General features: G+C 63.2%; 20 protein-coding genes. 13 read left to right on the plus strand and 7 right to left on the minus strand.

Annotated elements, in window-relative coordinates; genetic code table 11:
• The first annotated feature begins 141 nt into the window (after nucleotides 1-141).
• The 6 genes from HX803_RS30785 (at nucleotide 142) to HX803_RS30810 (ending at nucleotide 8284) form a co-directional block, all read left to right on the plus strand.
• Nucleotides 142-1677, plus strand: coding sequence for an MFS transporter (locus HX803_RS30785; RefSeq protein WP_178925855.1), 1536 nt, complete (start codon nucleotides 142-144; stop codon nucleotides 1675-1677).
• Nucleotides 1678-1692: 15 nt separating this feature from the next.
• On the plus strand, nucleotides 1693-2751 hold the full coding sequence (locus HX803_RS30790; protein WP_178925856.1) for an HlyD family secretion protein: 1059 nt from the start codon (nucleotides 1693-1695) through the stop codon (nucleotides 2749-2751).
• Nucleotides 2748-4193 (plus strand): efflux transporter outer membrane subunit, encoded by a 1446-nt coding sequence (locus tag HX803_RS30795; protein ID WP_178925857.1) that lies wholly within the window; start codon nucleotides 2748-2750, stop codon nucleotides 4191-4193. The genes HX803_RS30790 and HX803_RS30795 overlap by 4 nt, the downstream gene beginning before the upstream one ends.
• Before the next feature lie 74 nt (nucleotides 4194-4267).
• The gene (locus HX803_RS30800) at nucleotides 4268-4777 is read left to right on the plus strand and encodes a sigma-70 family RNA polymerase sigma factor (RefSeq protein ID WP_178925858.1); all 510 of its coding nucleotides are present in this window, start codon (nucleotides 4268-4270) and stop codon (nucleotides 4775-4777) included.
• On the plus strand, nucleotides 4774-5724 hold the full coding sequence (locus HX803_RS30805) for a FecR domain-containing protein (RefSeq protein ID WP_178925859.1): 951 nt from the start codon (nucleotides 4774-4776) through the stop codon (nucleotides 5722-5724). Before HX803_RS30800 ends, HX803_RS30805 begins: the two co-directional genes overlap by 4 nt.
• A gap of 106 nt (nucleotides 5725-5830) precedes the next feature.
• Nucleotides 5831-8284, plus strand: coding sequence for a TonB-dependent siderophore receptor (locus HX803_RS30810; protein ID WP_178925860.1), 2454 nt, complete (start codon nucleotides 5831-5833; stop codon nucleotides 8282-8284).
• An 8-nt stretch (nucleotides 8285-8292) separates the two neighbouring features.
• Here HX803_RS30810 and HX803_RS30815 read toward each other — a convergent pair whose 3' ends face one another.
• From HX803_RS30815 to HX803_RS30835, 5 genes are all read right to left on the minus strand, one after another.
• Nucleotides 8293-8964, minus strand: coding sequence for a protein phosphatase 2C family protein (locus HX803_RS30815; RefSeq protein WP_178925861.1), 672 nt, complete (start codon nucleotides 8962-8964; stop codon nucleotides 8293-8295).
• Complete coding sequence (locus tag HX803_RS30820; protein ID WP_178925874.1) at nucleotides 8961-9647, minus strand: hypothetical protein; 687 nt, start codon at nucleotides 9645-9647, stop codon at nucleotides 8961-8963. The genes HX803_RS30815 and HX803_RS30820 overlap by 4 nt, the downstream gene beginning before the upstream one ends.
• Nucleotides 9648-9661: 14 nt before the next feature.
• Nucleotides 9662-10351, minus strand: coding sequence for a hypothetical protein (locus HX803_RS30825; RefSeq protein WP_178925862.1), 690 nt, complete (start codon nucleotides 10349-10351; stop codon nucleotides 9662-9664).
• 70 nt (nucleotides 10352-10421) lie between these two features.
• Complete coding sequence (locus HX803_RS30830) at nucleotides 10422-11126, minus strand: DUF3142 domain-containing protein (RefSeq protein ID WP_178925863.1); 705 nt, start codon at nucleotides 11124-11126, stop codon at nucleotides 10422-10424.
• Complete coding sequence (locus tag HX803_RS30835) at nucleotides 11123-13294, minus strand: outer membrane assembly lipoprotein YfiO (RefSeq protein WP_178925864.1); 2172 nt, start codon at nucleotides 13292-13294, stop codon at nucleotides 11123-11125. The genes HX803_RS30830 and HX803_RS30835 overlap by 4 nt, the downstream gene beginning before the upstream one ends.
• Before the next feature lie 162 nt (nucleotides 13295-13456).
• Here HX803_RS30835 and HX803_RS30840 point away from each other — a divergent pair, with 162 nt between their 5' ends.
• Genes HX803_RS30840 through HX803_RS30855 form a run of 4 tightly spaced genes read left to right on the plus strand, consistent with a single transcriptional unit; the run spans nucleotide 13457 to nucleotide 18173 of the window.
• Entirely contained in the window at nucleotides 13457-14230 is a 774-nt protein-coding gene (locus tag HX803_RS30840; protein WP_178925865.1) for an efflux RND transporter periplasmic adaptor subunit, read from the plus strand.
• On the plus strand, nucleotides 14227-15546 hold the full coding sequence (locus HX803_RS30845) for an efflux RND transporter periplasmic adaptor subunit (protein ID WP_178925866.1): 1320 nt from the start codon (nucleotides 14227-14229) through the stop codon (nucleotides 15544-15546). Before HX803_RS30840 ends, HX803_RS30845 begins: the two co-directional genes overlap by 4 nt.
• The gene (locus tag HX803_RS30850; protein ID WP_178925867.1) at nucleotides 15546-17642 is read left to right on the plus strand and encodes a biotin/lipoyl-binding protein; all 2097 of its coding nucleotides are present in this window, start codon (nucleotides 15546-15548) and stop codon (nucleotides 17640-17642) included. The genes HX803_RS30845 and HX803_RS30850 overlap by 1 nt, the downstream gene beginning before the upstream one ends.
• A gap of 15 nt (nucleotides 17643-17657) precedes the next feature.
• Nucleotides 17658-18173: a GNAT family N-acetyltransferase gene (locus tag HX803_RS30855; RefSeq protein ID WP_178925868.1), complete on the plus strand. Its 516-nt coding sequence runs from the start codon at nucleotides 17658-17660 to the stop codon at nucleotides 18171-18173.
• Here the strand turns inward: HX803_RS30855 and HX803_RS30860 are convergent.
• Nucleotides 18149-18457, minus strand: a complete 309-nt coding sequence (locus HX803_RS30860; protein ID WP_178925869.1) for a hypothetical protein — start codon at nucleotides 18455-18457, stop codon at nucleotides 18149-18151. The two genes, HX803_RS30855 and HX803_RS30860, sit on opposite strands and share 25 nt — an antisense overlap.
• Nucleotides 18458-18513: 56 nt before the next feature.
• Entirely contained in the window at nucleotides 18514-19104 is a 591-nt protein-coding gene (locus HX803_RS30865) for a phage tail protein (RefSeq protein ID WP_178925870.1), read from the minus strand.
• A 199-nt stretch (nucleotides 19105-19303) separates the two neighbouring features.
• Here HX803_RS30865 and HX803_RS30870 point away from each other — a divergent pair, with 199 nt between their 5' ends.
• From HX803_RS30870 to HX803_RS30880, 3 genes are all read left to right on the plus strand, one after another.
• Nucleotides 19304-20917 carry a glycosyltransferase family 39 protein gene (locus HX803_RS30870; protein ID WP_178925871.1) on the plus strand — a complete coding sequence of 538 codons (1614 nt, stop codon included), beginning with the start codon at nucleotides 19304-19306 and terminating at the stop codon, nucleotides 20915-20917.
• A gap of 109 nt (nucleotides 20918-21026) precedes the next feature.
• Nucleotides 21027-21869 (plus strand): sulfotransferase, encoded by an 843-nt coding sequence (locus tag HX803_RS30875; protein WP_178925872.1) that lies wholly within the window; start codon nucleotides 21027-21029, stop codon nucleotides 21867-21869.
• A 51-nt stretch (nucleotides 21870-21920) separates the two neighbouring features.
• A partial coding sequence (locus HX803_RS30880; protein WP_178925873.1) for a DUF4347 domain-containing protein occupies nucleotides 21921-23174 on the plus strand: 1254 nt, incomplete at its 3' end.

The following is a 23174-nucleotide window of genomic DNA, read 5'->3' on the forward strand; positions in this document are numbered from 1 at the left end:
CGGCAAGCCGGGCTCCTGCAGGTATGTGCGTTGTATACACGATTGCGTTTCACGCACTTATAAGCTTTCGATAAGTAACTTTTTGTCATGTATGTGGCTGATTAAACTGCTCGGGTATTTTTACTTTCGAGCTATCCGTTCATGACTTCCCTCGCTGCCCCCACCCTCGCGGCCGCAGCCAAACCCACCGCGATGAGCCCACCCGTGTTCGGCCCGCGCATCATCCTCGGCCTGGTCGGTGTGTTGCTGGCGGTGCTGGTGTCCGGCCTCAACGAGATGGTCACCAAAGTGGCGCTCGCCGATATCCGCGGGGCGCTGTACATCGGCTATGACGAAGGCACCTGGCTGGTCGCGGCCTACACCGCCACGTCAGTCGCGGCCATGGCCTTTGCGCCCTGGTGTTCGGTGACCTTTTCCCTGCGCCGCTTCACCCTGTGCGCCATCGGCCTGTTCACCGTGCTGGGCATCCTGTGCCCGTTTGCGCCGAACTACGAAAGCCTGCTGGTGCTGCGCACCGTGCAAGGCCTGGCGGGCGGGGCGCTGCCGCCGATGCTGATGACCGTGGCACTGCGTTTCCTGCCCGCCAACGTCAAGTTGTATGGGCTGGCCGGCTACGCGCTGACCGCCACTTTCGGCCCGAGCCTCGGCACGCCGTTGGCGGCGCTGTGGACCGAATACGTCGGCTGGCAATGGGCGTTCTGGCAGATCGTCGGGCCTTGCCTGCTGGCAATGGCCGCCGTGGGCTACGGCCTGCCGCAAGACCCGTTGCGCCTGGAACGCTTCAAGCAGTTCAACTGGCGCGGCCTGCTGTTGGGGTTCCCAGCGATCTGCATGCTGGTGATCGGCCTGCTGCAAGGCAATCGCCTGGACTGGTTCGAGTCGGGTCTGATCACCGGCTTGCTGTGCGGCGGCACGCTGTTGCTGGTGCTGTTCATGCTCAATGAATGGTCGCAACCGACCCCGTTTTTCAAGTTGCAGATGCTGGGCCTGCGCAACCTGTCGTTTGCCCTGATCGTGTTGGCCGGCGTGCTGATGGTGCTGACCTCGGTGATCCTCATCCCCTCGAGTTTCCTCGCACAGGTCCAGGGCTACCGCCCGCTGCAAACCGCGCCAGTGATGTTGCTGATGGCGCTGCCGCAGCTCATCGCACTACCTCTGGTGGCCGCGTTGTGCAACCTGCGCTGGGTCGACTGCCGCTGGGTGCTGGGCGTTGGCCTGGGCATGCTGGTGCTGTGTTGCGTGGGCAGTGCGCACCTGACCTCGGCGTGGATCCGCGACGACTTCTATGGCCTGTACCTGCTGCAAATCTTCGGTCAGCCCATGGCCGTGCTCCCGCTGCTGATGCTGTCCACCGGCAGCATCCAACCGATGGATGGGCCGTTCGCCTCGGCCTGGTTCAACACCATCAAAGGCCTGGCCGCCGTGATCGCGACCGCCGTGTTGGATGTGCTGACCACTCGGCGCCTGCACTTCCACTCGAACATGTTGGTGGACGGCCTGGGCAACTTCCCACTGGGCGACGCCGATGCGCCGGGCCTGGCGCACCGCCTGCACGAACAGGCTGTGGTGCTCACGTCTTCAGATCTTTATTACGTCATGGCCGCCGTCGCGGTGGCGTTGATTCTGCTGATTTTCTGGATGCCGACGCGGATTTTTCCACCGCGCGCACCGACCTAGCCAAAAGGATTGCTCATGAAACGCAAAGACAAAATCGCCGTCTCCGCTATCGCGGTGTTCGCTGTGGGCGTGCTGGTGTACCTGATTGCACCGGGCGTGCTGGGCAGCAAGCGCCAGACCACCAACGACGCGTTCGTCGCCGCCGACTTCACCCTGGTTGCGCCGCGCGTGGCGGGCTTCATCAAAGAAGTGCTGGTGGAAGACAACCAGCGGGTCAAGGCCGGCCAGTTGCTGGCGCTGATCGACGATCGCGATTTTCGTGCTGCCGCCCAGGCTGCCGACGCCGACACTCTCGTCGCCCAGGCCCAACTGAAAAACGCCACGGCCACTCTGGAGCGGCAAAGCTCGGTCATCGCCCAGGCCCAGGCCACCGTCGCGGCAGACCGTGCGGAAATGGCCTTTGCCGAACACGAACTGAACCGCTACAACCACCTCGCCGGCGTCGGCGCGGGTACTGTGCAGAACGCCCAGCAAGCCAAGACCCGCATCGATCAGGCCACCGCACGGCTGGCCAACGCCACTCCCGTGCTCGCGGCCGAACGCAAGCAGGTTGAGATCCTCACCGCCCAGCGTGATGCCGCCGAAGGGGGGCTCAAGCGTGCCCAGGCGGCCTTGGAGCTGGCCAGCTTTCAGCTGTCCTACACGCGCATTGTGGCGCCGGTGGACGGCATGGTCGGCGAGCGTGCCGTGCGCGTCGGTGCCTACGTGACGCCGGGCAGCAAGATCCTCGCCGTGGTGCCGTTGGCCGATGCCTACGTGGTAGCCAATTTCCAGGAGACCCAACTGTCCCACATGCACGCGGGCCAGGCGGTGCAGGTGCGTGTCGACAGCCTGGATGGCGAGTTGCTCAACGGCCATCTCGAAAGCCTGGCGCCGGCCACCGGGGTGACGTTCGCGTCGGTCAAGCCCGACAACGCCACCGGTAACTTCACCAAGGTGGTGCAGCGCATTCCGGTGAAGATCGTGCTGGAGCCTGGCCAGGCCCACGCCGAGCGCCTGCGGGTCGGCATGTCGGTGGAAGCCAGCGTCGATACCCAGCCGGTGGCAAAAAACCGTGAGGTGGCTCAGCAATGAAGCACATCGCGTGGCTCACCTTGAGCCTCATCAGCCTGAGCGCCTGCACGGTCGGCCCGGATTTCCACACGCCCCAAAGCCCGCAAGTGACGCAATGGAGTGAACCCCAGGGTCGCCAGGCTGACAGCCGTGCGACCAGCGACCCGTTGCAAGAGCGCTGGTGGGACGTGTTCCACGATGAGCAACTCTCAGCCCTCACGCGCCGTGCGCTCACCGACAACCTCGACCTGAAGCTGGCCAGCAGCCGCCTGCAACAGAGCCATGCCGTGCGCCAGGTGACCACCGCCGAGCGTTACCCCAACGTCAACGCCACCGGTGACTACCTGCGCCAGCGCAACAGCGCCAAGGGCTTGAGCGACCCATCCGGCGAAAATGGCCGTTCGGCCTACAACCAGTGGGACATGGGCTTCTCCGCCGCCTGGGAGCTGGATTTCTGGGGCCGGGTCAAACGCGAAACCGAAGCCGCGGACGCCACCCTGCAAGTGGCCGAAAATGACCGTCGCACTGTGCTGCTGTCAGTCCTTGCAGAGACCGCCCAGGACTACATCCAGCTGCGCGGCGTGCAAAATACCCGCGCCGTCACCGAGCAGAATCTCGACGTCGCCCGCCACAGCCTCAAGCTCTCGCAATTGCGCCTGGCCGACGGCGTGGCCACCGATTTGGACGTTGCCGAAGCCGCCGCCCAAGTGGCGGCTATCGAAGCGCGGCTGCCGGATTTGCAGCAACGCCAGGACCAGTTGATCAACGCCCTGAGCCTGTTGATGGGCGAGCCGCCACAAGCCCTGCATGCACAGTTGTCCAAAGACGCCGCCGTGCCACAAACCCAGCGCCAGGTCGCCATCGGCCTGCCTTCGGAGTTGGCCGAGCGTCGCCCGGATATCCGTCAGGCCGAAGCGCGTTTGCATGCCGCCACCGCCAACATCGGCGTGGCCAAGGGGGACTTCTACCCGCGCATCACGCTGTCCGGCAGCCTTGGCTCCCAGGCGATGCAACTGTCGGACTTTGGCTCATGGGGCTCGCGCGCTTTTGCCTTCGGCCCGCAGTTCAGCCTGCCGCTGTTCAATGGGGGGCGCCTGCAAGGCATGTTGAACCTGCGTGAAGCCCAGCAGCAGGAAGCAGCGCTGGCCTACCAGCAAACCGTGCTGCGCGCCTGGCATGAGATCGACGACCAACTGACCCGCTACAACGCCAGCCAGTTGCGCCGTGACAGCCTCGCTGAAGCCGTGCGCCAGAACCAGATCGCCCTGGCCACCGCGCAGCACCAGTACGTGGAAGGCGTGGTGGATTTCGTCAACGTGCTGACCGTGCAAAGCGCGCTGCTGGCCACCCAGGAGCAATGGGTAGAAAGCTCCACGGGCGTTTCGCTGGCGATGGTCGGGCTGTACAAGGCGTTGGGCGGCGGCTGGGAATCGGTGTACCCGCTGCAAACGGCCGCACGCTGATCTGCAAAGAGTTTTTGTCAGTCGCGAAATAAGGTGTAATGATAATTGCTCTCAATAATGTATCTGAGCTTTTCATGGACACCGCGACTGACGGCCAGCAACAGCTTCACCTCCTGTACCGCGACCATCACGGCTGGCTGCAAGGCTGGTTGCGCCAGCGCCTGGGCGACCGCGAGCACGCCGCCGATGTGGCGCAGGACACGTTCCTGCGCCTGCTGGTGTCCGGGCGTTTTCCCGGTGACAAGGAAAGCCGCAGCTACCTGGTGCAGATCGCTCGCAACCTGGTGATCGACCAATGGCGGCGCCTGCGCATCGAGCGCGCCTACCTGGAAAGCATCGCGCACCTGCCGGAGCCGGAATCACCGTCCCTGGAAACCCGCGCGCTGATCCTCGAAACCCTGATGCAGATCGACGCCATGCTCGACCGCATGCCCGACAACGTGCGCCGCGCGTTCATGCTGTCGCAGTTCGAAGGCCTGAGCTACGCGCAGATCGCCGAGCGCCTGGGCGTCACCGTCAGCTCGGTGCAGAAGTACATGACCCGCGCCATCGTCGCCTGCTACCAGGTGGCCTACGCCGAATGAAACACGATGCGCCCATCGCCCCGGCCATTGTCGAGCAGGCCAGTGAGTGGCTGATGCTGCAATGGGGCGATGACCTGCACGGTGAGCAGCGCGAGGCCTTCGCCCAATGGCAGGCCGCCGACCCGGAACATCGCCGCGCCTGGCAGCGCCTTCAGCACCTGCAGCACACCCTCAGCGGCGTGCCGGCCGACAGTGCCCGTGCCGTGCTGCGTGACACCCCGGATACCCAGCGCCGGGCGGCCCTCAAGTTGCTCGGCGTGTTGCTGGTGGCGGGCGGCAGCGGTTACCTGGTGCCACGCAGCGAACCCTGGCAAGCGGCGTTTGCCGATTACCACACCGCCACGGGCGAGATCCGCCAGTTCACCCTCAGCGACGGCACGCGCCTGGACCTCAACAGCGACAGTGCCGTGGACTTGCGCTTCAGTGCCCGTGAGCGCCGCATCCGCCTGATCCGTGGTGAGATCCTGCTGACCAGCGGCCACGACCCGTTGCGCCCGCTGATCGTCGAGACGCCGGCCGGCGATGTGCAGGCGTTGGGTACGCGTTTTTCCGTGCGTGAATTGCCTGACGGTAGTCGCGTCGATCTGTATGAAGGTCGCGTGCGCGTCACTCCGGCACAGGGCACTGCGGTGCAGCTGAACCCGGGCGACAGCCTGTGGTTCAACCAACGGCAAAGCTCCGCGCTGCCTGCGGTCAACGCCAATGCCAGCAGTTGGACCGAGCACCGCCTGATCGCCGAGCGCCAGCCGTTGGGTGAGTTTGTGACGCAACTGGGTCGCTATCGCCCCGGTGTGTTGCGCTGCGATCCCGCCGTGGCCGGCTTGCTGCTCACCGGCGTGTTTCCGCTGAACGACACCGACGCCATCCTTGCGGCCCTGGCGCATTCGCTGCCTATCCACATACACAGCGTCACACGCTACTGGGTCACCCTCAAAGCCCGAGCCTGACCCCAACCCTACAAAAATAATGTTGCGTCGCCTTGTCGGTTTTCCGTGTTCGTCCGGGATACCTCTTGAAAGCCAATCAAGAAGCGATCTCACGGGGAGTCCTGCAATGCCGCACCACCCAATCCAACCCTTGGCCCGCGCCCTGCGCCGTGGCGTGTTTGTCAGCCTGCTGGCTACGGTGCCGATGGTGCCGACGCAGGTTTACGCCGAACAAAGCGCTGAAGCGTTGCGCACCTACAGCATTGCTGCAGGCAGCCTCGACCAGGCGTTGAACCTCTTTGCCAGTACCTCGGGCATCTTGTTGTCGGTGGACGCAACGCTCACCGAAGGCAAGCGCAGCGCCGGCCTGAAAGGGCGCTATGCGATCGGGGCCGGCCTGGAGCGGTTGCTGGCGGGCAGTGGCTTGTTGGCCGTGCAATCCCCGGGCGGTTGGTCGGTGCAGGCGCTGACCGGTAACGGCCCGTTGCAGCTGGGCGCCACCCAGGTCAGTGGCCAACAAGTGCAGGAAAGCGCCTGGGGCCCGGTGGATGGCATCGTCGCCACACGCAGCGCCTCCGGTAGCAAGACCGATTCGGCGCTGGTGGAAATCCCCCAGACCATCAACGTGATCAGCGCCGCCGAGATCAAGGCACGCGGTGCCCAAAGCGTTACCCAGGCCTTGCTCTACACACCGGGCATGACGGCGGGTGGGTTCTCTGACCGGGTCAAATTATTCGATGAACCGACCTCGCGCGGCTTCTCGCCCACGCCGCTGTACCTCGACGGCCTGCACCTGCCTTACGGCGGCGGCAGCACCGGGGGCGCCTTGCAGATCGAGCCGTACTCCCTGGAGCGCATCGAAGTGCTCAAAGGGCCCGCGTCGGTGTTGTACGGGCAGAACCAGCCGGGCGGCATCGTCAATATGGTCAGCAAGCGCCCCACCGAAACCCCGTTGCACCAGGTGGTGCTGGAAGCCGGCACCTATGAACACAAAAGCGCCGCCATCGACCTCGGCGGCCCGCTGGACGAGCAGGGGCAATTTCTCTACCGCCTCACCGGCCTGGCCAATGACGGGCAGGACGAAATCAACTACGTCGAGAACAAGCGCCAGTTCATCGCCCCCAGTTTTACCTGGCGGCCGAACGACGATACCCACCTGACCCTGTTCGCCCAGTACCAGAAAGACAAAGGCGTCCCCGAAGCCCAAGGCCTGCCGGCGTCCGGTACGTTGTGGAACAACCCCAACGGCAAGATCAAGCGCGACCTGTTTATCGGCGAGCCGGGCGTCAACCAGTACAACCGCGAGCAGTACGTGCTGGGCTATGAGGTGTCCCACCGTCTCAATGACACCTGGACCCTCAAGCAGAATGCGCGCTATGCCGAGGTCGACGACCGCTACACCGCACCGTTGCACGGCTACGCCTTTGTCGCCAACCCGGTCACCGGCGTGCAGGACCAACGCTACCTGCAGCGCTATGCCGTGGACTGGTCGCAGAACAACAAAGTGTTCGGTGTGGACAGCATTGCCCAGGCTGAATTCGACACCGGCGCGCTGTCGCACACGATGATTTTCGGCCTGGATTACTACCATTCCGGCTCCTTGTTCCACGGGCTGTATGACCGCAACCCGCCGGTGATCGACCTGTTCAAGCCGGTCTACGGCCAGCGGATCAACTACGGCCAACCGTACCGTTGGGACCGCACCCTGAGCCAGACCGGCCTGTACGTGCAGGACCAGATCAAATGGGATAAGTGGGCGCTGGTCCTCGGCGGCCGCTATGACTGGGCCAGCGTGGTGAACAAGGAGCCGATCCAGGACACCCGCTTTGCCAGCAAGGACGAAGCCTTCACCGGGCGCGCAGGCTTGGTGTACCTGTTCGATAACGGTGTTGCACCCTTCATCAGCTACTCCGAATCCTTCCTGCCGTTGACGGGCACCGATGCCGGCAGCAAGCCGTTCGACCCCTCGACCGGCAAGCAATATGAAGTCGGTGTGAAGTACCAACCGCCCGGCCAGAAGAGTTTTGTGCAGGTGTCGGTCTACCAGCTCGATCAGGAAAACGTGCTCACCACCAACCCCACGAACCCCTTGTTCAGCTCTCAAAGCGGCGCCATGCGCTCGCGGGGCGTTGAGCTGGAAGCCAAGGCGGCGCTCAGCGACGCCTGGGACATCATCGCTTCGGCCGCCCGCAACGACATCAAATACACCAAGGACAACGACGGCCGAGAAGGCCGCCACCCGGCCGGCATCTCGCCGCTCACCGCCTCGATGTGGGTCAACTACACCGTGCTCGGCGACACCCCGCTGGCCGGCCTCGGTGCAGGCCTTGGCGTACGCTACGCTCGCCAGAGCCTGGGTGATTACTATGCCGGTGCCTTCACGGTGCCGTCCTACAGCGTCTACGACGCCAGCCTCAGCTACGACCTGAGCCGCTCGCCGCTCAAACTCAAGGGCGTGAAACTGGCGCTGAACGTGCAGAACCTCACCAACAAAACCTATGTGTCGCAATGCACCAGCGACCTGGATTGCTACTACGGGGAAGGGCGCACCGCCGTATCAAGCCTGACCTACGACTGGTGAGGGAAGCTTTACGTGCGCAGCAGCATGACGGTGGCGTCGTCATCTGTGGCATATCCGTGAAGGGTTTGCTCTCTGATGGCGCCAGCCTGGTGCTCGGCCGAGAGTTCGGCCCAGAAACCGTCAGTGGCCAGGACCCATGTTCTTTCTATGCTCGCCTGCAATGGTTGAACATGAGGCTCGTGGGGGCGACGACCGCTCATGCAGTTGAGCAGTCGTTTACGGGCGGGGCTATTGGCTATAAATGAGTGGCTCAGGTCGCCTTTCCAATTTGGCCCACAGTGGGGGGCGCTTAGCCAGATCGTTCGTTGGTCTTTATCCAGGTATCCCAGGCAGCAGTCACCGGCGTGAATAGAAACCATCGATTGACCCACCACCAGCAATGCCAGATAGCTGGTGGAGGCAAAAGGGAAGTCCGGGCAAAGGTTTGAATGTACTGCATTGAGTGAGTCGAGCGTCAGTTTCAAGGCATTGTCGGGACAAGAAGCAACAGAGGATTCTGCGCGGGAAAAACACTCAAGCACGTGGTGAATCAGTGCCCGCGCGAGGTCACCGCTTCCTGGTTTTGAGGTGCCGTCGGCGATCACATACAGGCACGCGCCTGAATTGTCTGCCGAACCGCTCGCATCGCGGTTTTCTGTTCTGCCAACCCCTTGTCTGCTGAGGTTCAAGAGCAGAGTCAAACGGACACTCCGAATCCGATCAGCGCCCTCAATCGCTCGTGAATCAGCGTCTCACGGTCTGAGTCCTGGGCCGTGCTTTGAATGACGTCTCGAAACGCTGATAGCTTCAGCAGTGCCGAGAATTGCTCACTTACGAAGTGTCGCAATGGAATGGGGGCCCGTTTTACTTCTTCGATAAGTTCCTCTCTGCCGTCCAGCAAAGCGATGATGTCCTCAATGTCATTGGACATCAGGACATCTCCACATCCTCGACCCTGATAAGCCTGAAGCTTTGCGGCAAGAAACCAGGGTGCTGCGAATACCTTGATCGATGTTCCGTTGGGTAGTGTGTAGTCGATGGCATTTTCCAGTCCGCCGACGAACCAGGTATTAGAGAATCCCAAGACCTTTTCATCGGTGGGCATGAAGTCGACTTTTAATGCGCCGAGCCTCAGGCGACAGGTGACTGAATCCTGACCGGTATTTTTGAAGCCTCTGGGTTTAAGGCTTTCTTCCAGTCGGTACCAGTCCGTGGTCCCCGTCAAATGAATGACCAAGTCCACATCGTCTGTGCCGCGAATCGACTCCAGAGTGTATTCGTCGGTGATGAGCAAAACAGTGGTGCAGCCGCCGACAAAGGCAATTTGCTTTCGCAGTGTCTCACCTAGCGCCTCGGCAACCTCCTCAAGCATCTGCAGCATCATTGTTCTGTTGGAGGTCACAAGATCCACTCCCGAAGCATCGCGTCAGCAATTTTTGTTTCGCGCGGGCCGCCAATGCGGATGGCGTCAACGAGAGCGAGGAAGTGGTAGAGAAGCTCGTCTTTTTTCACGGCGCCGGGAACGGTTCTGTAGAGAGGCGTGATTTCCTGTCCTTTGCTTTTTCCGTAGGCGTCCGGCCAGACGGGAATGAGATCGCCGCCACTTATGACCTTGCCTGCCAGGATCGGCGCGGCGAAAGCCGTCGGAATACCCCGCACGATAGGGCCTGGTTTAACCGGGAAAATATAGCGAATGCTGTAGGTGACCAGGTCAAGCAGCGCTTTGTTTCTTACCAGAGGTAGGCCGTCAGTGTGATTCGTGTAAATCAATCCAATGTCCCTGCAGCGATTCAGGGACGAAGAAACTTCGGTTTTGCTAAGACCCAGTGCAGAAGACAACGCCCTCACCGAGTAATTGTGTGGGCTGCTTTTTTCGGAGTCTTCATCAACGTCATCCCAGCCCCGCCAGTCATCAAATGAGGAAAGTAGAATGGTCTCGAAATTTTGAATGTATTCCGGAAGACTTTGAAACCCGAGGGACGCGTTCTCTTTTTCCACAGAGAACTCTCGCTTTTTCACGCGCTCCCCTTTGGCTTGGAGCTCCAGGCTTATTAATTTGAATAGGACCACGATGTCTTGACTTTTCATGGGGCTCCAAAGGTAAGTGTCCTCTGTCCGCGGACAGAGGACACTTTCTTGCATAGAGTTGACATAAATGTCAACGATTCTGCAAAAACACCACATACCCCCGAAACCACTCACTTCCCTTCAAGTACCTCGGCTCCTCCCAAGCACCTCCCTGGATCAACCCGATCTTGAACGGCAAACCCAGCCGGTTCATCCGTGGCAAATACGCCGCGTAGTCCGGGATGCTGTGCCGCCCTTGATAAGTCTGCACCACCACTTCATCCACCACGCCTTTGAGCTGGGCGATGGCGGCGGGGTCGGCGTTGCTGCTCCAGTCCATCAGGCCGGTGATACTCAGGCGCAGGTCAGCGGGCAGGCGTTGGCGCAGGTCGCGCAGGAAGTCGGCGTACTCATGCAGGTATTGGGTGCGGGCGTCGAAGTCGATCTGGATGCCGACCACCGGGTTGCCCGCATCACGCCAGCGTTGTACCTGGCCGAGCAGTTGGGTGTAGACCCGTTCGGGCCAGTGCAGCGTGTGGGCGCGGTACACCACCCAGACTTCACCACGGGTGAGGCGCGGCACGCTCATGCCTTGGGCGATGAGCTGAACACCACGCGCTGGCGCCCGGCGCGTGGAGTTGATCTGGCCCTGAAGGATGTACAGGGTGTTGGCCTGCTTGAGCACCGGCTGGGGCGTCACGCCGCTCCACAGCCAGAAGGCATCGTAGTCTTGAGCGTCGACGGCGCCGAACGCCGGGCTTGCCAGCAGGAGCAAGCCTAGCCACAGGCGCCTCACCAGTAGTACTGCAGCGATTTGCCCCACTGGGTGTCGGCAAAACCGCTCTTGAGTTGGCGGAACCAGGCTTTACGCACAGCCGGCTCAACATCAACGCCGCCGCAACTGTTATAGCCGGCCGGTGCGTAGCAATTGATGGCGCGGAACAGCGCGTAGGCCTTGTCGTTCTTCGGCGCCTTGGCATTGGCGATCACCTGCTTGTAGCCATCAAGCCGCGAGAAGGTTTCACCCTTGAACTGCGAGGCGGTACTGCCCAGGCTGCCCGCTGCACGGGCTTGCTCCAGCGGCATGCCATCCAGGTTGTTGCGCAGGATGAACTCACCCAGGCAGTTCAGCGCCTGCGGGTGCTTGCCGTCGGCCTGCAAGGTCGCGGCGGTTTGCGCGATGCTCGGGCAGGCGTAGCCGGACTCGGCCTTGTCGCCATTCCACTGGAACAGCTTCAAGGTCTGGCTGGCGCTGTAGATGTAACCCAGGCTGGTGCCCAACTTGTCCTCGGGGGCCGAGGCGGGCAGTTGCTTGAGGTCGTCGGCGAACGTCGCGTACTGGCCGCGCAGCAAGTCTTTATAGAGCAGCACGAACTGGGCGGTCTCGCGCTCCACCGGGTCGCTGGCCTTGGCGATCTGTTGGCGCAGCAGGTCGGGCCCTGCGATGTTGCGCAGCAGGATGTAACGCACCTGCTTGGCGCCGATCGGCGAGTCGGCGGCAAACACCTTGGCCAACTGGCCGCTGCGCTCGTAGTTCATCGCCAAGGCTAATTCCAACTGGTCGCGTTGTAGTGGCAGCTTCGCCAGCGGTAGCAGTTGCAGCCACAAGGCTTCGGCACCTTTCCAATCTTGTTTGGCTTCCAGGGCCAGGGCGCGCAGGGTCTGTTGGCTGAAAGCGAAGTAATTCAGGCTCGACGGCACGCTCTGCGGCAACAGCTTGAGGGCGGCGTCGGGCTGCTGCTCGGTGTACAGCGCATTCACGGCCAGCAAGTAGTCATAGAGTTCAGGCTCGCTGGCGAACACCGCTTTCTGCTTCTCGATGTCTGCCCGGCTGAGGGTCGGCTGGTTGCCACCGCGCATCACCATCAGGTCGCTGACCAATTGGATCATCGGCGAGTTGACGGTCTCGCTGTTGACCATCAGCAGCTTGAGGTCAGCCTCTTCCACCAGTTCATTCACCGACATGTTGCGCTGTGCATCGGTCGCCTGGGTCAGTTGCCAGGCGAACGCGTCGGCCAGCTTGCGGTTGTCGTTGGCCAACCAATACACACGGCGCAACAGGCCCCGTGCGGAGGTGCTGTAGGTGCCCTGTGGATAAGCCTTCAGGTAGCTGTCGAAACCTTGCTCGGCCTCGGCCAGGGCGGACTTGTCCACACGGTCCAGGTGCGGCATGCCATCTTCGTCGTAGGCGTTGGCCTGGGCCTGATTGAGTGCGGTGCGCGCGGTCATGTACTGCGCAGTTTCCTTCAGCCATGGCAAAGCGCTTTTGCTGGCCGCCGTGAAGCCGCTGGACGCCTCGGCGAAGCGCCCGCTGTAGAAATCGGCGGCCGCTTGCAGGTAGGCCAGAAGCAACTGGCCGTCGGCGGACTGGAGCTGCTGCGGGTCCGCCACCACCGGGCCGTCCCAGTCGCAGGTGCTCAGCAGTTGCAGGCGTGCCTTGACCAGCAGCTCGCGCTCGGGCGCGGGCATGTCGGCTTTCACCACCTGGCTGATGAACGCGGTGGCGCTGTCATCGTCGTTGCTGCGGCAGCGACTGCCTTCGCCATTGAGGAAGGCTTCGCCGGCGGTTTTGTACTCGTCGCGCTTGATGCCCAGCGGGCCGAGCAAGGTATCGAGTTCAGCGGTGCGCGAATCGTCGGGGCCGTTATCAGGCTCGGTGGTGCTGTCGGCCCGTGGCGCCAGGCGATACACCGGGAACGGCACCGGGCCGAAGCCTTGGGCCAGGTCATCGTCATTCAGGGCGTCGGGGGTCAGGGGCGCGGATTTTTTGTCGGCCAGCAACAGGCGCAGGTTCACCCGGCTGTCATTGCCCGGGCTCAGGAAGGGCAGGTTGCTGCAGGTGTCCAGGCTGCTGCGCGACACCCGCCAATCGGGGTAGCACGAGTCGTCGGAACTGGCCTGGGCCTGCAGGGAAGTGCCGGCCAGCAGGGCCAGTGCCAGGGGTGACAGAAAACCGATGCGCATGACGTGTCCTTGATCCTGAGTCCTTGGAGGAGGGCAATCATAGCTTGAACCGACATCGGCTTCGGTGAAGGCCTACGCAAAATGCTGATTTGTCCGATTTTTAGTAGTGGCAATTTACCCTCTCTGCCCTAGACTGCGGACATCGTCAGGGAGGTCGATCGTATGAAGCTGTTACGTGGATGGGTGTTCGGATTTTCCTGCTGGATCGGCATTGCACCGTTGGCCCTGGCCCAGGATCCGCTGCTGGATCAGCCGGCCGCCGCCGCAGCCAGCGCCAGCAGCGAGGCCCGTGGCGTATTGCGCGCCCGCGACCAGGCGATGCTGGCCAGCGAGCTGTCGGGGCGCATCGTCGAGCTGCCGTTCAGCGAGGGTGAGTCGTTCAAGAAGGGCGACACCCTGGCGCGTTTTGACTGCTCGGCCTACCAGGCCCAGCTCAACGCCGCCCAAGCCGCTAGCCGTGGCGCCGGTGAAGAGCTGGCCCACAACAAGCAATTGGCGGCGCTCAATTCCGTCGGGCGTTTTGAAGTGGCCCGCGCCGAAGCCAAGCTCACCGAAACCCAAGCCCAGTCCCAGGTGTACCAGGTGCAGGTCAAACGCTGCAGCGTGCTGGCGCCGTATGACGGCCAGGTGGTGCAGCGCAAGGTCCAGCGCTATGAAAGCGTGTCGGCGGGCGCGCCGCTGCTGGAAATCGTCGACAACCGCAGCCTGGAAATCCACCTGTTGGTGCCGTCGCGCTGGATGGACAAACTCAAGCCCGGCCAGACCTTCAACTTCACCCCCGACGAGACCGGCCAGGCGTTCAGCGCCACGGTCAAGCGCCTCGGCGCGCGTATCGATGAGGGTAGCCAGACGCTGCTGTTGGTCGCCACCCTGCCCAATGCCACGGGCTTGATGGCCGGCATGAGCGGCACCGCGCACTTTGCTCAACTGCAATGAACGCACCGATGCCGGGCAACACTGAGCGGGTGTTCGCGCAGTTCCTCGACCTTGAGCGCCAGACCCGCGCCGCGCGCACCACCGAGCAACTGGCCTACAGCCTGGTCAACGATGGGCAGCCGCTGTTCGGTTATCGCCATGCCGCACTGCTGATCGCCGGCAAGGTGCAGGCTGTCACGGCGGTAAGCAGTGTCGACCCGAACGCGCCGTTCGTGGCATTTGTCGAGCAGGCGGTGGCGCAGTTGCACAGCCAAGGGTTGGGCGAGACGGCGCGGGTGGTGCCCTCCGAGCAACTGAGCGACGCGGTGCAGGCCGATTGGCAGAGTTTGTCGGCTGCCCATGTGTTCTGGCTGCCGATGATCGACCCGCAAGGTCAAGTGTTCGGCGGCCTGTGGCTGGCACGGGATACGCCGTGGAACCCTGCCGAGCAAGTATTGCTTTCGCAATTGGGCGGCACTTACAGCCATGCCTGGCATGCACTGCAACCTCGCCGGCCATGGCGCTTGCGCCTGACGCGCAAACGCCAGGTGCTGGTGGTGGTCGCGTTGCTGTTGATGCTGCTGATTCCGGTGCGCCAGTCGGTATTGGCGCCGGCCGAAGTGGTGCCGCTGGCCGGGCAGGTGGTGGCAGCACCGCTGGATGGGGTGATCGCCGAGTTCTTGGTCAAGCCCAACCAGACGGTGAAAACCGGCGACCTGCTGCTGCGCTTTGAAAGCACCACCCTCACGGCCCAGGCCGATGTGGCGGCGCGTGCCCTGGGCGTGGCGGAAGCCGAACTCAAGGCCAACGCCCAGCGAGCGTTCGCCGATGCCGAATCGAGTTCGCGCATCGACCTGCTGGCCGCCCGCGTCGAGCAAAAACGCGCCGAACGCGACTACGCTCGTGAACTGCTCAAGCGCAGCGAAGTGCGCGCCGAGCGCGACGGTATTGCGGTCTTCGCCGACGCCGAGCGCTGGACCGGTAAACCGGTGCAAACCGGTGAGCGCCTGCTGCAGATCGCCGACCCTGGCCAGGCCGAGCTGCGCATCGAACTGGCCGTGGGTGATGCGATTGCCCTGGCGCCCAACGCTCAGGTCGCGCTATTTCTCGACAGCGACCCCTTGCAACGCTACCTGGCCACCCTGCAACGCGCGGCCTACGAGGCGCAGCCCACGCCGGGCGGCCAATTGGCTTACCGGCTGGATGCGCAGTTCGATGCCGCATCGCCCCGTATCGGCTTGCGTGGTACGGCGAAGATCTACGGTGAGCGTGCACCGCTGGCGCTGTACCTGTTGCGCCGGCCGCTGGCGGGCCTGCGCCAGAGCGTTGGCCTCTGATGAACCTGCCCTCGCTGCGCGACGACCTGCAACTGTCCAGCAGTGGGCCGGCATTGGATGGTTCGCCTCGCTGGACCCTGGCTGACCCGGTACGCGGGCGCTATTTCAAATTGGGCGCCACGGCTATTCGCTTGTTGCGCCACTGGTCCCTGGGGGATCCGGCAAAAGTCCTGCAAGCCGCCAACCGCGAGCCGGGTTTGCCGTTGGGCGGTGCCGAGGTGGAAGAGTTGCTGTGCTTCTTGCGCGCCCACGACCTGATCGCCGCTCTCGACCCGGAGCAACGCGCCAGCTACCTCTACAAATCCGCCGCCCAGAAGCAAAGCCTGTGGCAGGTGCTGCTGCATCAATACCTGTTTTTCCGCATCCCGCTGTGGCGGCCGGATGCATTCCTCAACCGCGCCTGGCCATGGCTGGCGCGCTTCGGCCCGGGGTTGTTGCGCTACGGTTTGCCCATTGTGTTGGGGCTGGGCGTGTTCCTGGTGGCGCGGGACTGGCAGCGCTTCCTGGCGACGTTTCCGCACCTGTTCAGCCTGGGCGGCGCTCTCGCATTTGGCGTGGCGCTGTTCTTTGCCAAGCTGTGCCATGAGTTCGGCCACGCGTTCATGGCCAAGCGCGCCGGTTGTCGCGTGCAGAGCATGGGGGTGGCGTTCATGGTGTTGCTGCCGATGTTCTACACCGATGTGAGCGACGCTTGGCGGGTCAATGATCGCCGGGCGCGGTTGATGATCGGTGCCGGTGGCGTGATGGCCGAACTGCTGCTGGCATGCGTGGCGTTGCTGGCGTGGTCGTTGTTGCCGGACGGCCCCGCGCGTACCGCCGCGTTCATGTTGGCCAGTGCGACGTGGTTGACGACGCTGGCGATCAACCTCAACCCGTTCATGCGTTTTGATGGTTACTTTTTGATCAGCGACTTATGGGGCGTCGACAATTTGCAAGGCCGCGCCTTTGCCCTGTGCCGCTGGCGCCTGCGCGAGGCGCTGTTCGGTTATGGCGAGCCGGCGCCGGAGCCCTGGTCGCCGGTGATGCAGCGGCGGCTGTTGTGGTGGGGCTACCTGTCGTGGTTGTGGCGCGCGGCGTTGTTTCTGGGGATTGCGCTGGCGGTGTACCACCTGTTCTTCAAGCTGCTGGGGATCGTCCTCATGTTGGTGGAACTGGTGTGGTTCATCTTCCTGCCCATCTGCAAGGAATGGCGCGAATGGTGGGGTCGTCGCAGCCAGGCCCACACGCCCCGGGCGCTGCTCAGCGGCCTGGGCCTGGCGTTGATCGTGCTGGTGCTGGTGGTGCCGTGGCGCAGTGCGGTGGAATTGCCCGCCATGCTCGAAGCCGGGCGGGCCAGTGCGTTGCATGCGCCGGTGGCGGCGCGGGTCAAGCAATTGCGGGTGGTGGATGGTCAGGTGGTGACCCAGGGCCAGGTGCTGGTGGAGCTGGAGTCGCCGGACCTGGACGCCCGGCAAAGCATCGTGCGCCGTGAAGTGGAGATTCTGCAGCTGCAGATGCGCCGCCAGGCCGGGCGCAGCGAAACGGCGGCAGACGCCGGCATCAACGATCAACGCTTGTCCCAGGCCCTCGCCGAATACCGTGGGCTGGCCGCTCAGCGTGAGCGCTTGCTGTTGCGCGCGCCCCACGCGGGCACCGTGCGCGATGTGTTGCCGCAATTGAGCGTGGGCCGCTGGCTGTCGCCCAAGGACGCGCTGGCGCAAGTGGTGGAAGACGGCGCGCGCCTGCGCGGTTACCTGGCCGAAGCGGAACTGTGGCGGGTTGCGTCGGGGGCGACCGGGCGGTTTATCGCCGATGACCCGATGCACGCCGCCATCGCCGTGGAGTTGACCGATATCGATGCCAACGGCGTGGCCTATCTGGACCAGGAGGCGCTGACATCCGATCACCACGGGCCGATTGCCGTGCGCCGTGATGAAAACCAGCGCCCGGAGCCGGTGCAGGCCCAATACGGCGCGCGGTTGAAAAGTGTGCAAACAATCGAAACCCCACACCAACCGTTGCGCGGCGTGGTGGTGCTGCAAGGGCGCAGCGAGTCGGTGCTGGGTGTGGCCTGGCGACGGGCAGCAGCATTGGGGGTTCGGGAAAGCGGGTTCTGACAGGAGTTGAACGCGATGATGAACAAGGAGGGCGCGTTGGCGCTGGGGTTGGAGATGCGCCCGTCACGGGCGAGTGATCAGCCGTTTTTGCACAGTTTGTACCGCTCGGCGCGGGCGGATTTGCAGTGGATCGATGGCGAGCAGGGCCTGGTGGACGAGGTGATCAGCCAGCAGTTCCAGGTTCAGGAAGCCGGCATGGACACGCATTTTCCCGGCGCCCTGCATTACGTGATCGAAAAACTCGGCACGCCCATCGGCGCCTTGAGTGCAGACTTCGGCCCCAATGAAATCCGCGTGTTGTACCTGGCGTTTATCCCTGCCGCTCGCGGCCAGGGTTTTGGCCGTGCGGTGCTCAAAGGGGTGCAGCAAGCCGCTACGCAGGTGTTCTGCCCGGTGGCCACGGTGGTGTGGGCCAGTAACCCCCAGGCGCGCCAGCATTACCTGGCGCTGGGGTTTCGGGTGGAGGAGCAGACACCCGCCGCACAGCGGTTGGTGTGGTACCCGTCTCAGTTGAACACGATGCAGAAATAACCGCGCTCGCTGTCGCGGCCCATGGCGGGCTCGCGAGACACGAACACCTGTTCCAGGGAAGCCCCGGGCAGTGGCAAGCGGCATAAACCATCGACGAAGTCCGTCGGGCCGAGGCTGTTGAGTTGCACACTGAACGCTCCACGAGTGGCGCCGGGCATAGTGGCGTCTGGCGTTTCGCGCAGGCTTTGCACCTGGATCGGCAGCGCCGAGCCGTCCGGCAGGTACAGCACGCTGGTGCGCGTGAGCAACGGTCGAAAGTGTTCGAGAGTAACCAGGTTCAGCATGGGAAGGCTCCACGTCAGAGGTGCCGAGGCCCGCGAGCCTCGGCCAAGGCAGTGCGTCAGCCGCGTGACGGAAAGATGCCGCTCAGGGCAATGCTGAAATTGATCGCCAGGAAGGGGTTCATGGACCCCATCGGTTGACCTTGGCCGGCCGGGCCGATCGTCGGGCTGGTCACCGTGGTGGTCACCCCCTGGAGTGGCACCGGGTTGGCACCCTGTTGGTCCGAGTAGATCGAAGCGCTGCCCGGTCCGCCGCCGGAGGCGCCGATAAAGGCGTTGGTGGCGGTGGGTGTTGTCACCGGGTTGCTGGTCACGCTCGTCAGTTGGATGGCCGTTGTGGCCGTGATTGAGGTGGCGGTGTGGGTATGGACCGGCAGGTTGACCAGCGTGGCCGTCACGGATTCGGTGCCGGAAAACTCGCCGATGACGCGCGTGGTCAGGCCTGCGCCGCTACCCTGGCCGACGGGCAGCCGCCCTTGCAGGTCTGGCAACTTGAAGGTTTGCACGCCATCGCCGCCATAGGTGGTGGTGATCAGGGCGAACAATGCCTGGTTCTGGTTGATGGAGAGGGTCTGGCCGGCGCACAAGGCCCAGCCTTGCGGGGCAAAGTTAAACGCAAAGGGTTGAATGGTGCCGATGAATACTTCCATGAATCGCTCATCCTTGTATGGGCTATACGGGGTGTGACGCCAATCGATCTGGCGTCATCGCAGAGCGTAGACGCAGCTGTTGCGCGCCGCCTGTCGGCTGCGAAACAGCGAGCGAAACCGGGGCTTTTGTCCTAGAGTGGCGCTTGTTTGCACGTGTGCAGGTTTTGCCCGGCCAACGGGCAGTTTCAGGGGAATTGAGGTGCGACGGTCTGTGGTAGAACAAGACGACAAGGTTGGGGTATTTCCCGCAGTCAATCGCCTCGATGGCGCCTGGGAAGGTGCCGGTTGGCTCAGCCGTTTGTGGTGGGTGCCGATCCTGGCGCTGGCCATGGGCGTGCGCTTTTATTGCCTGACGGCAGCGGCGATCTGGGGCGACGAAGGCTCCAGCCTGCTGCTCAGTGAATACGCCATGGCCGACCTGTGGTTTCACGCGGCCCATGACGTACACCCGCCGTTGTATTTTTTCATGCTGCGGGGCTGGATCGAGCTGTTCGGTGACGGCATCTGGTCGATCCGCGGCATGAGTGCCATTCCTGGCGTGGTCGCGGTGGGCATGGGTATCTGGCTCACGCGGCAGGTGTCCACTCGCCGCGCGGCCGTGTTGGCAGGCCTGCTGCTGGCGTTGTTTCCGTCAGCGGTGCGCTACAGCCAGGAAGTGCGCATGTACTCGCTGCTGGCCGTCTGGCTGCTGGGCGCCACACTGGCGTTGGTGTACTGGGTCCGCCAGCCCGAACGCACGCGCTACCTGGCGGCCTATGTGCTGCTGCTGACGGCTGGCTTCTACACCCATTATTTCACCGCGCTGTGCGTGCTGGTGCACTGGGCTTACCTGGGCCTGTTGTGCCGCACCCAGCCGGCAGGCCAACGCTTGATCCTGCGCCCGTCCTGGTGGTGCGCCAATGCGGTCGTTGTGGCGCTGTACCTGCCCTGGCTGCCGAACCTGCTGGACCTGGTGCAACATGTCGAGCAGCTCAAGGTCGGCGGCGACATCGGCTGGGAAGACCCGGTGTCGTTGATCTCGGTACCGTCGATGATCTGGCAGTTCATGCTCCAGGACGAGGGGATCGGCTTCTGGAAGCCGCTGTTCTGGCTGTTCCCGCTGCTTTTGATCGCCGTGGTCGGCGTGACTGCCTGGCGAGACCGCGAGCGCCAGCGCCCCGCCTGCCTGCTGGCGCTGTTCTTCCTGCTGCCGTTGCTGCTGGTGTACGGCGTGTCTTTTATCTCGCCGGTGTTTATCGAGCGCTACCTCACCGTGTACGCGTTGGGCTTGCCAATCCTTGTCGCACTGGCGATCGACCGCCTGCCCACACGGCTATCGTGGCTGGGCGCCGCGTTGTTCGTGCTGTTCGTCGGCGTGGAGCTGGTGGGGCTCAAGAACAACTTCACCGTGGATGAGCATGACCAGTTGAACGTGCCGGTGGAGTTCGTCAACCGCAACTATCAGGAGGATGACCGCATCGTCCTGAGCGACATGATGTGGTACCTCAGCTACGTGTATTACGACCAGACCGACGCCCAATTGCAGCTCTATACCCCGCCCAAGCCCGACGGCACGCCCACCCGGCCGAACGCCTATGGTTTCGGTACCCTGGTGGACCAGGACGGCGGGCGCATTTACCTCGACCGTTTGTCGGCATTACCCGCCGATACCCGGCGCGTGTGGCTGATCAGCAGCACCGACATACCGGACGATTTCGCGCCGATTCCCGAAGGCTGGCGCCAATTGTTGCAACAAGATGGCGGCGGGGCTCGGGCGCGTCTGTTCGTGCTGTGCCGCGGGCCAGAGCCTTCGCAGCCCGAGGGCTGCCGTTAATATCCATTCGGTATTAGGGGAATACCAAAATAGTGGCAATTGACCACTAGTTGATCGCGCAATCCTGAACTACTCTACGGCCACAAATGGATTTTTGTCTGACAAAGTGGTGAAGGGATTGCAGTATCACTTTATCTCCGGATTGCCCCGTTCAGGGTCCACCCTGCTCTCGGCGATTTTGCTGCAGAACCCGCGTTTTCACGCGGGCATGAGCAGCCCCGTTGGCACCCTGTTCAATGGCGTGCTGGCGCAATGCAGCGCCGGCAGCGAGTTTGGCGCGGTGATTGACGCCAATACCCGTCGCCGCCTGTTGCGCGGTCTCTTCGACTCCTACTACGCCGACAAAACCGCCACGCCGCTGGTGTTCGACACCAACCGCCAATGGTGCGCGCGCATGCCCGCGCTGCATGACCTGTTTCCCCAATCCAAAGTCATTGCCTGCGTGCGCAACGTCGCCTGGATCATGGACAGCCTGGAACGGCTGTACCGCGCCAATCCTTTCGAAAACACCAAGCTGTTTGGCGACGATGTCGAGCGCAACACGGTGTACAGCCGCTGTGAAACCTTGGCGCAGCGCAACCGGTTGGTGGGCTTCTCGTGGGCGGCGCTCAAGGAAGCCTATTACGGCGAACACGCCGATTCATTGCTGATCGTCGATTACGACCTGCTCAGTCAGGCCCCGGAGCGGGTACTGCGGCTGGTGTACGACTTTATCGGCGAGCCGTGGTTTGAGCATGACTTCAACAACCTCGTCTACGACGCGCCCGAGTTTGACCAGGCGCTGGGTGTGTCCGGCTTGCACAAGGTCCAGCCCAAGGTGCGCCTGCAGGCGCGGCGCACGATTTTGCCGCCGGACCTGTTCCAGCAGTACACCGAGTTGTCGTTTTGGCAGGACGGCTCAGCCAGTGCCGCCAATGTGATTCGTATGAAGGCCAACGCCGCGATCAATTGATCGCGGCGTTTTTATTTTCTCTCAAAGAACGTTCGACGCCGGGTGAGCAACATGTGGTGGAGCAATCGCAAGTCGCGGGTTAGCGAAGTAGCACGGGCGCGGGTCTCGCCCATGATCATGTCCCTTGAACCGCGCATGCTGTTCGATGGCGCCGTCGCCGCCACCGTGGCCGACGTGGCGCAGCCCGACAGCCACCCCACCGCTGACGCGGCCAAGGCGCCGACCGGCGACCACCCGGTCGCAAGCAAGGACACCCATGGCCAGGCCGACGCGCCAGCCGCTGCACCCGTGGCGGTGCCGGGGCAAACCGTGGTGTTTGTCGACGCCCGGGTAAAAGACTCCGCCAGCTTGCTGCAGGGCGTGGCGCCCGGAACCCAGGTGGTACAGCTGGACGGCAGCAAGGACGGCCTGCAGCAAATCGCCGATTACCTCGATACGCATCAGGGCGTCAGCTCGGTGCAAATCATCGCCCACGGCAACGCGGGCGATCTGTGGCTCGGCACCACGTACTTGTCGGCGGATAACGTGGCTGCCCGCAGCGCGGTGCTGGGGCAAATCGGCAAGGACATGAATGTCGGCGGCGACATCCTGATCTACGGCTGCTACACCGCCGAAGGCGAGCGCGGGCAGAATTTCGTTGATTCCCTGGCGCAATTGACCGGCCGTGACGTGGCGGCGTCGACCAACCGCACCGGTGTGGGCGGTGACTGGGACCTGGAGATCGCCACCGGCACCATCGAAAGCGCCAACGTGCTGTCGACCAAAGCCATGAACGACTACCAGTGGGGGCTGGCCACGTGGACCGCGACCAACAACGCGAACACCGGGGTGGGCTCGCTGCGCGCGGCTCTGGCTTCGGCGCAGAACGGCGATATTGTGACGTTCAGCAGCAGTATGACGGTGCAGCTCACCTCTGAATTGCTGATCAACAAGAACATCACCGTGGACGGTGACCTGAATAACGACGGCGTCGCTGACGTTACCCTCGATGGTCAATACAAGACGCGGGTGGTGGAAATCACCTCCGGCAGTACGGTGACGCTGGACGGTCTGGTCATCACTCGTGGTCTGGTTTCCGGCAATGGCGGCAACGGCGGCTACGGGGCAACCGGCGCCATGGGCGGCGGGATTTTCAACGCCGGTATCCTGACCTTGAATAACGTTTCAGTCACCGGCAACGCAGCGGCGGGCGGCGGCGGTGGCGGCGGTGTCACGGGCGCCAACTACGGCGGCGGTGGCGGCGGTGGTGGCGGCCTGGGCGGTCAGGGCGGTGGCCATGGCGGGACCGCCGGGCCGGGCACCGGT

The sequence above is a fragment of the Pseudomonas sp. P7548 genome (assembly GCF_013386585.1).
GTDB lineage: Bacteria > Pseudomonadota > Gammaproteobacteria > Pseudomonadales > Pseudomonadaceae > Aquipseudomonas.

What these genes read in the sequence shown, in the direction of transcription:
- HX803_RS30785 (WP_178925855.1), top strand. Translation starts at nt 142, where the DNA reads ATGACTTCCCTCGCTGCCCCCACCCTCGCGGCCGCAGCCAAACCCACC.
- HX803_RS30790 (WP_178925856.1), top strand. Translation starts at nt 1,693, where the DNA reads ATGAAACGCAAAGACAAAATCGCCGTCTCCGCTATCGCGGTGTTCGCT.
- HX803_RS30795 (WP_178925857.1), top strand. Translation starts at nt 2,748, where the DNA reads ATGAAGCACATCGCGTGGCTCACCTTGAGCCTCATCAGCCTGAGCGCC.
- HX803_RS30800 (WP_178925858.1), top strand. Translation starts at nt 4,268, where the DNA reads ATGGACACCGCGACTGACGGCCAGCAACAGCTTCACCTCCTGTACCGC.
- HX803_RS30805 (WP_178925859.1), top strand. Translation starts at nt 4,774, where the DNA reads ATGAAACACGATGCGCCCATCGCCCCGGCCATTGTCGAGCAGGCCAGT.
- HX803_RS30810 (WP_178925860.1), top strand. Translation starts at nt 5,831, where the DNA reads ATGCCGCACCACCCAATCCAACCCTTGGCCCGCGCCCTGCGCCGTGGC.
- HX803_RS30820 (WP_178925874.1), bottom strand. Translation starts at nt 9,647, where the DNA reads ATGATGCTGCAGATGCTTGAGGAGGTTGCCGAGGCGCTAGGTGAGACA.
- HX803_RS30825 (WP_178925862.1), bottom strand. Translation starts at nt 10,351, where the DNA reads ATGAAAAGTCAAGACATCGTGGTCCTATTCAAATTAATAAGCCTGGAG.
- HX803_RS30835 (WP_178925864.1), bottom strand. Translation starts at nt 13,294, where the DNA reads ATGCGCATCGGTTTTCTGTCACCCCTGGCACTGGCCCTGCTGGCCGGC.
- HX803_RS30840 (WP_178925865.1), top strand. Translation starts at nt 13,457, where the DNA reads ATGAAGCTGTTACGTGGATGGGTGTTCGGATTTTCCTGCTGGATCGGC.
- HX803_RS30845 (WP_178925866.1), top strand. Translation starts at nt 14,227, where the DNA reads ATGAACGCACCGATGCCGGGCAACACTGAGCGGGTGTTCGCGCAGTTC.
- HX803_RS30850 (WP_178925867.1), top strand. Translation starts at nt 15,546, where the DNA reads ATGAACCTGCCCTCGCTGCGCGACGACCTGCAACTGTCCAGCAGTGGG.
- HX803_RS30855 (WP_178925868.1), top strand. Translation starts at nt 17,658, where the DNA reads ATGATGAACAAGGAGGGCGCGTTGGCGCTGGGGTTGGAGATGCGCCCG.
- HX803_RS30860 (WP_178925869.1), bottom strand. Translation starts at nt 18,457, where the DNA reads ATGCTGAACCTGGTTACTCTCGAACACTTTCGACCGTTGCTCACGCGC.
- HX803_RS30865 (WP_178925870.1), bottom strand. Translation starts at nt 19,104, where the DNA reads ATGGAAGTATTCATCGGCACCATTCAACCCTTTGCGTTTAACTTTGCC.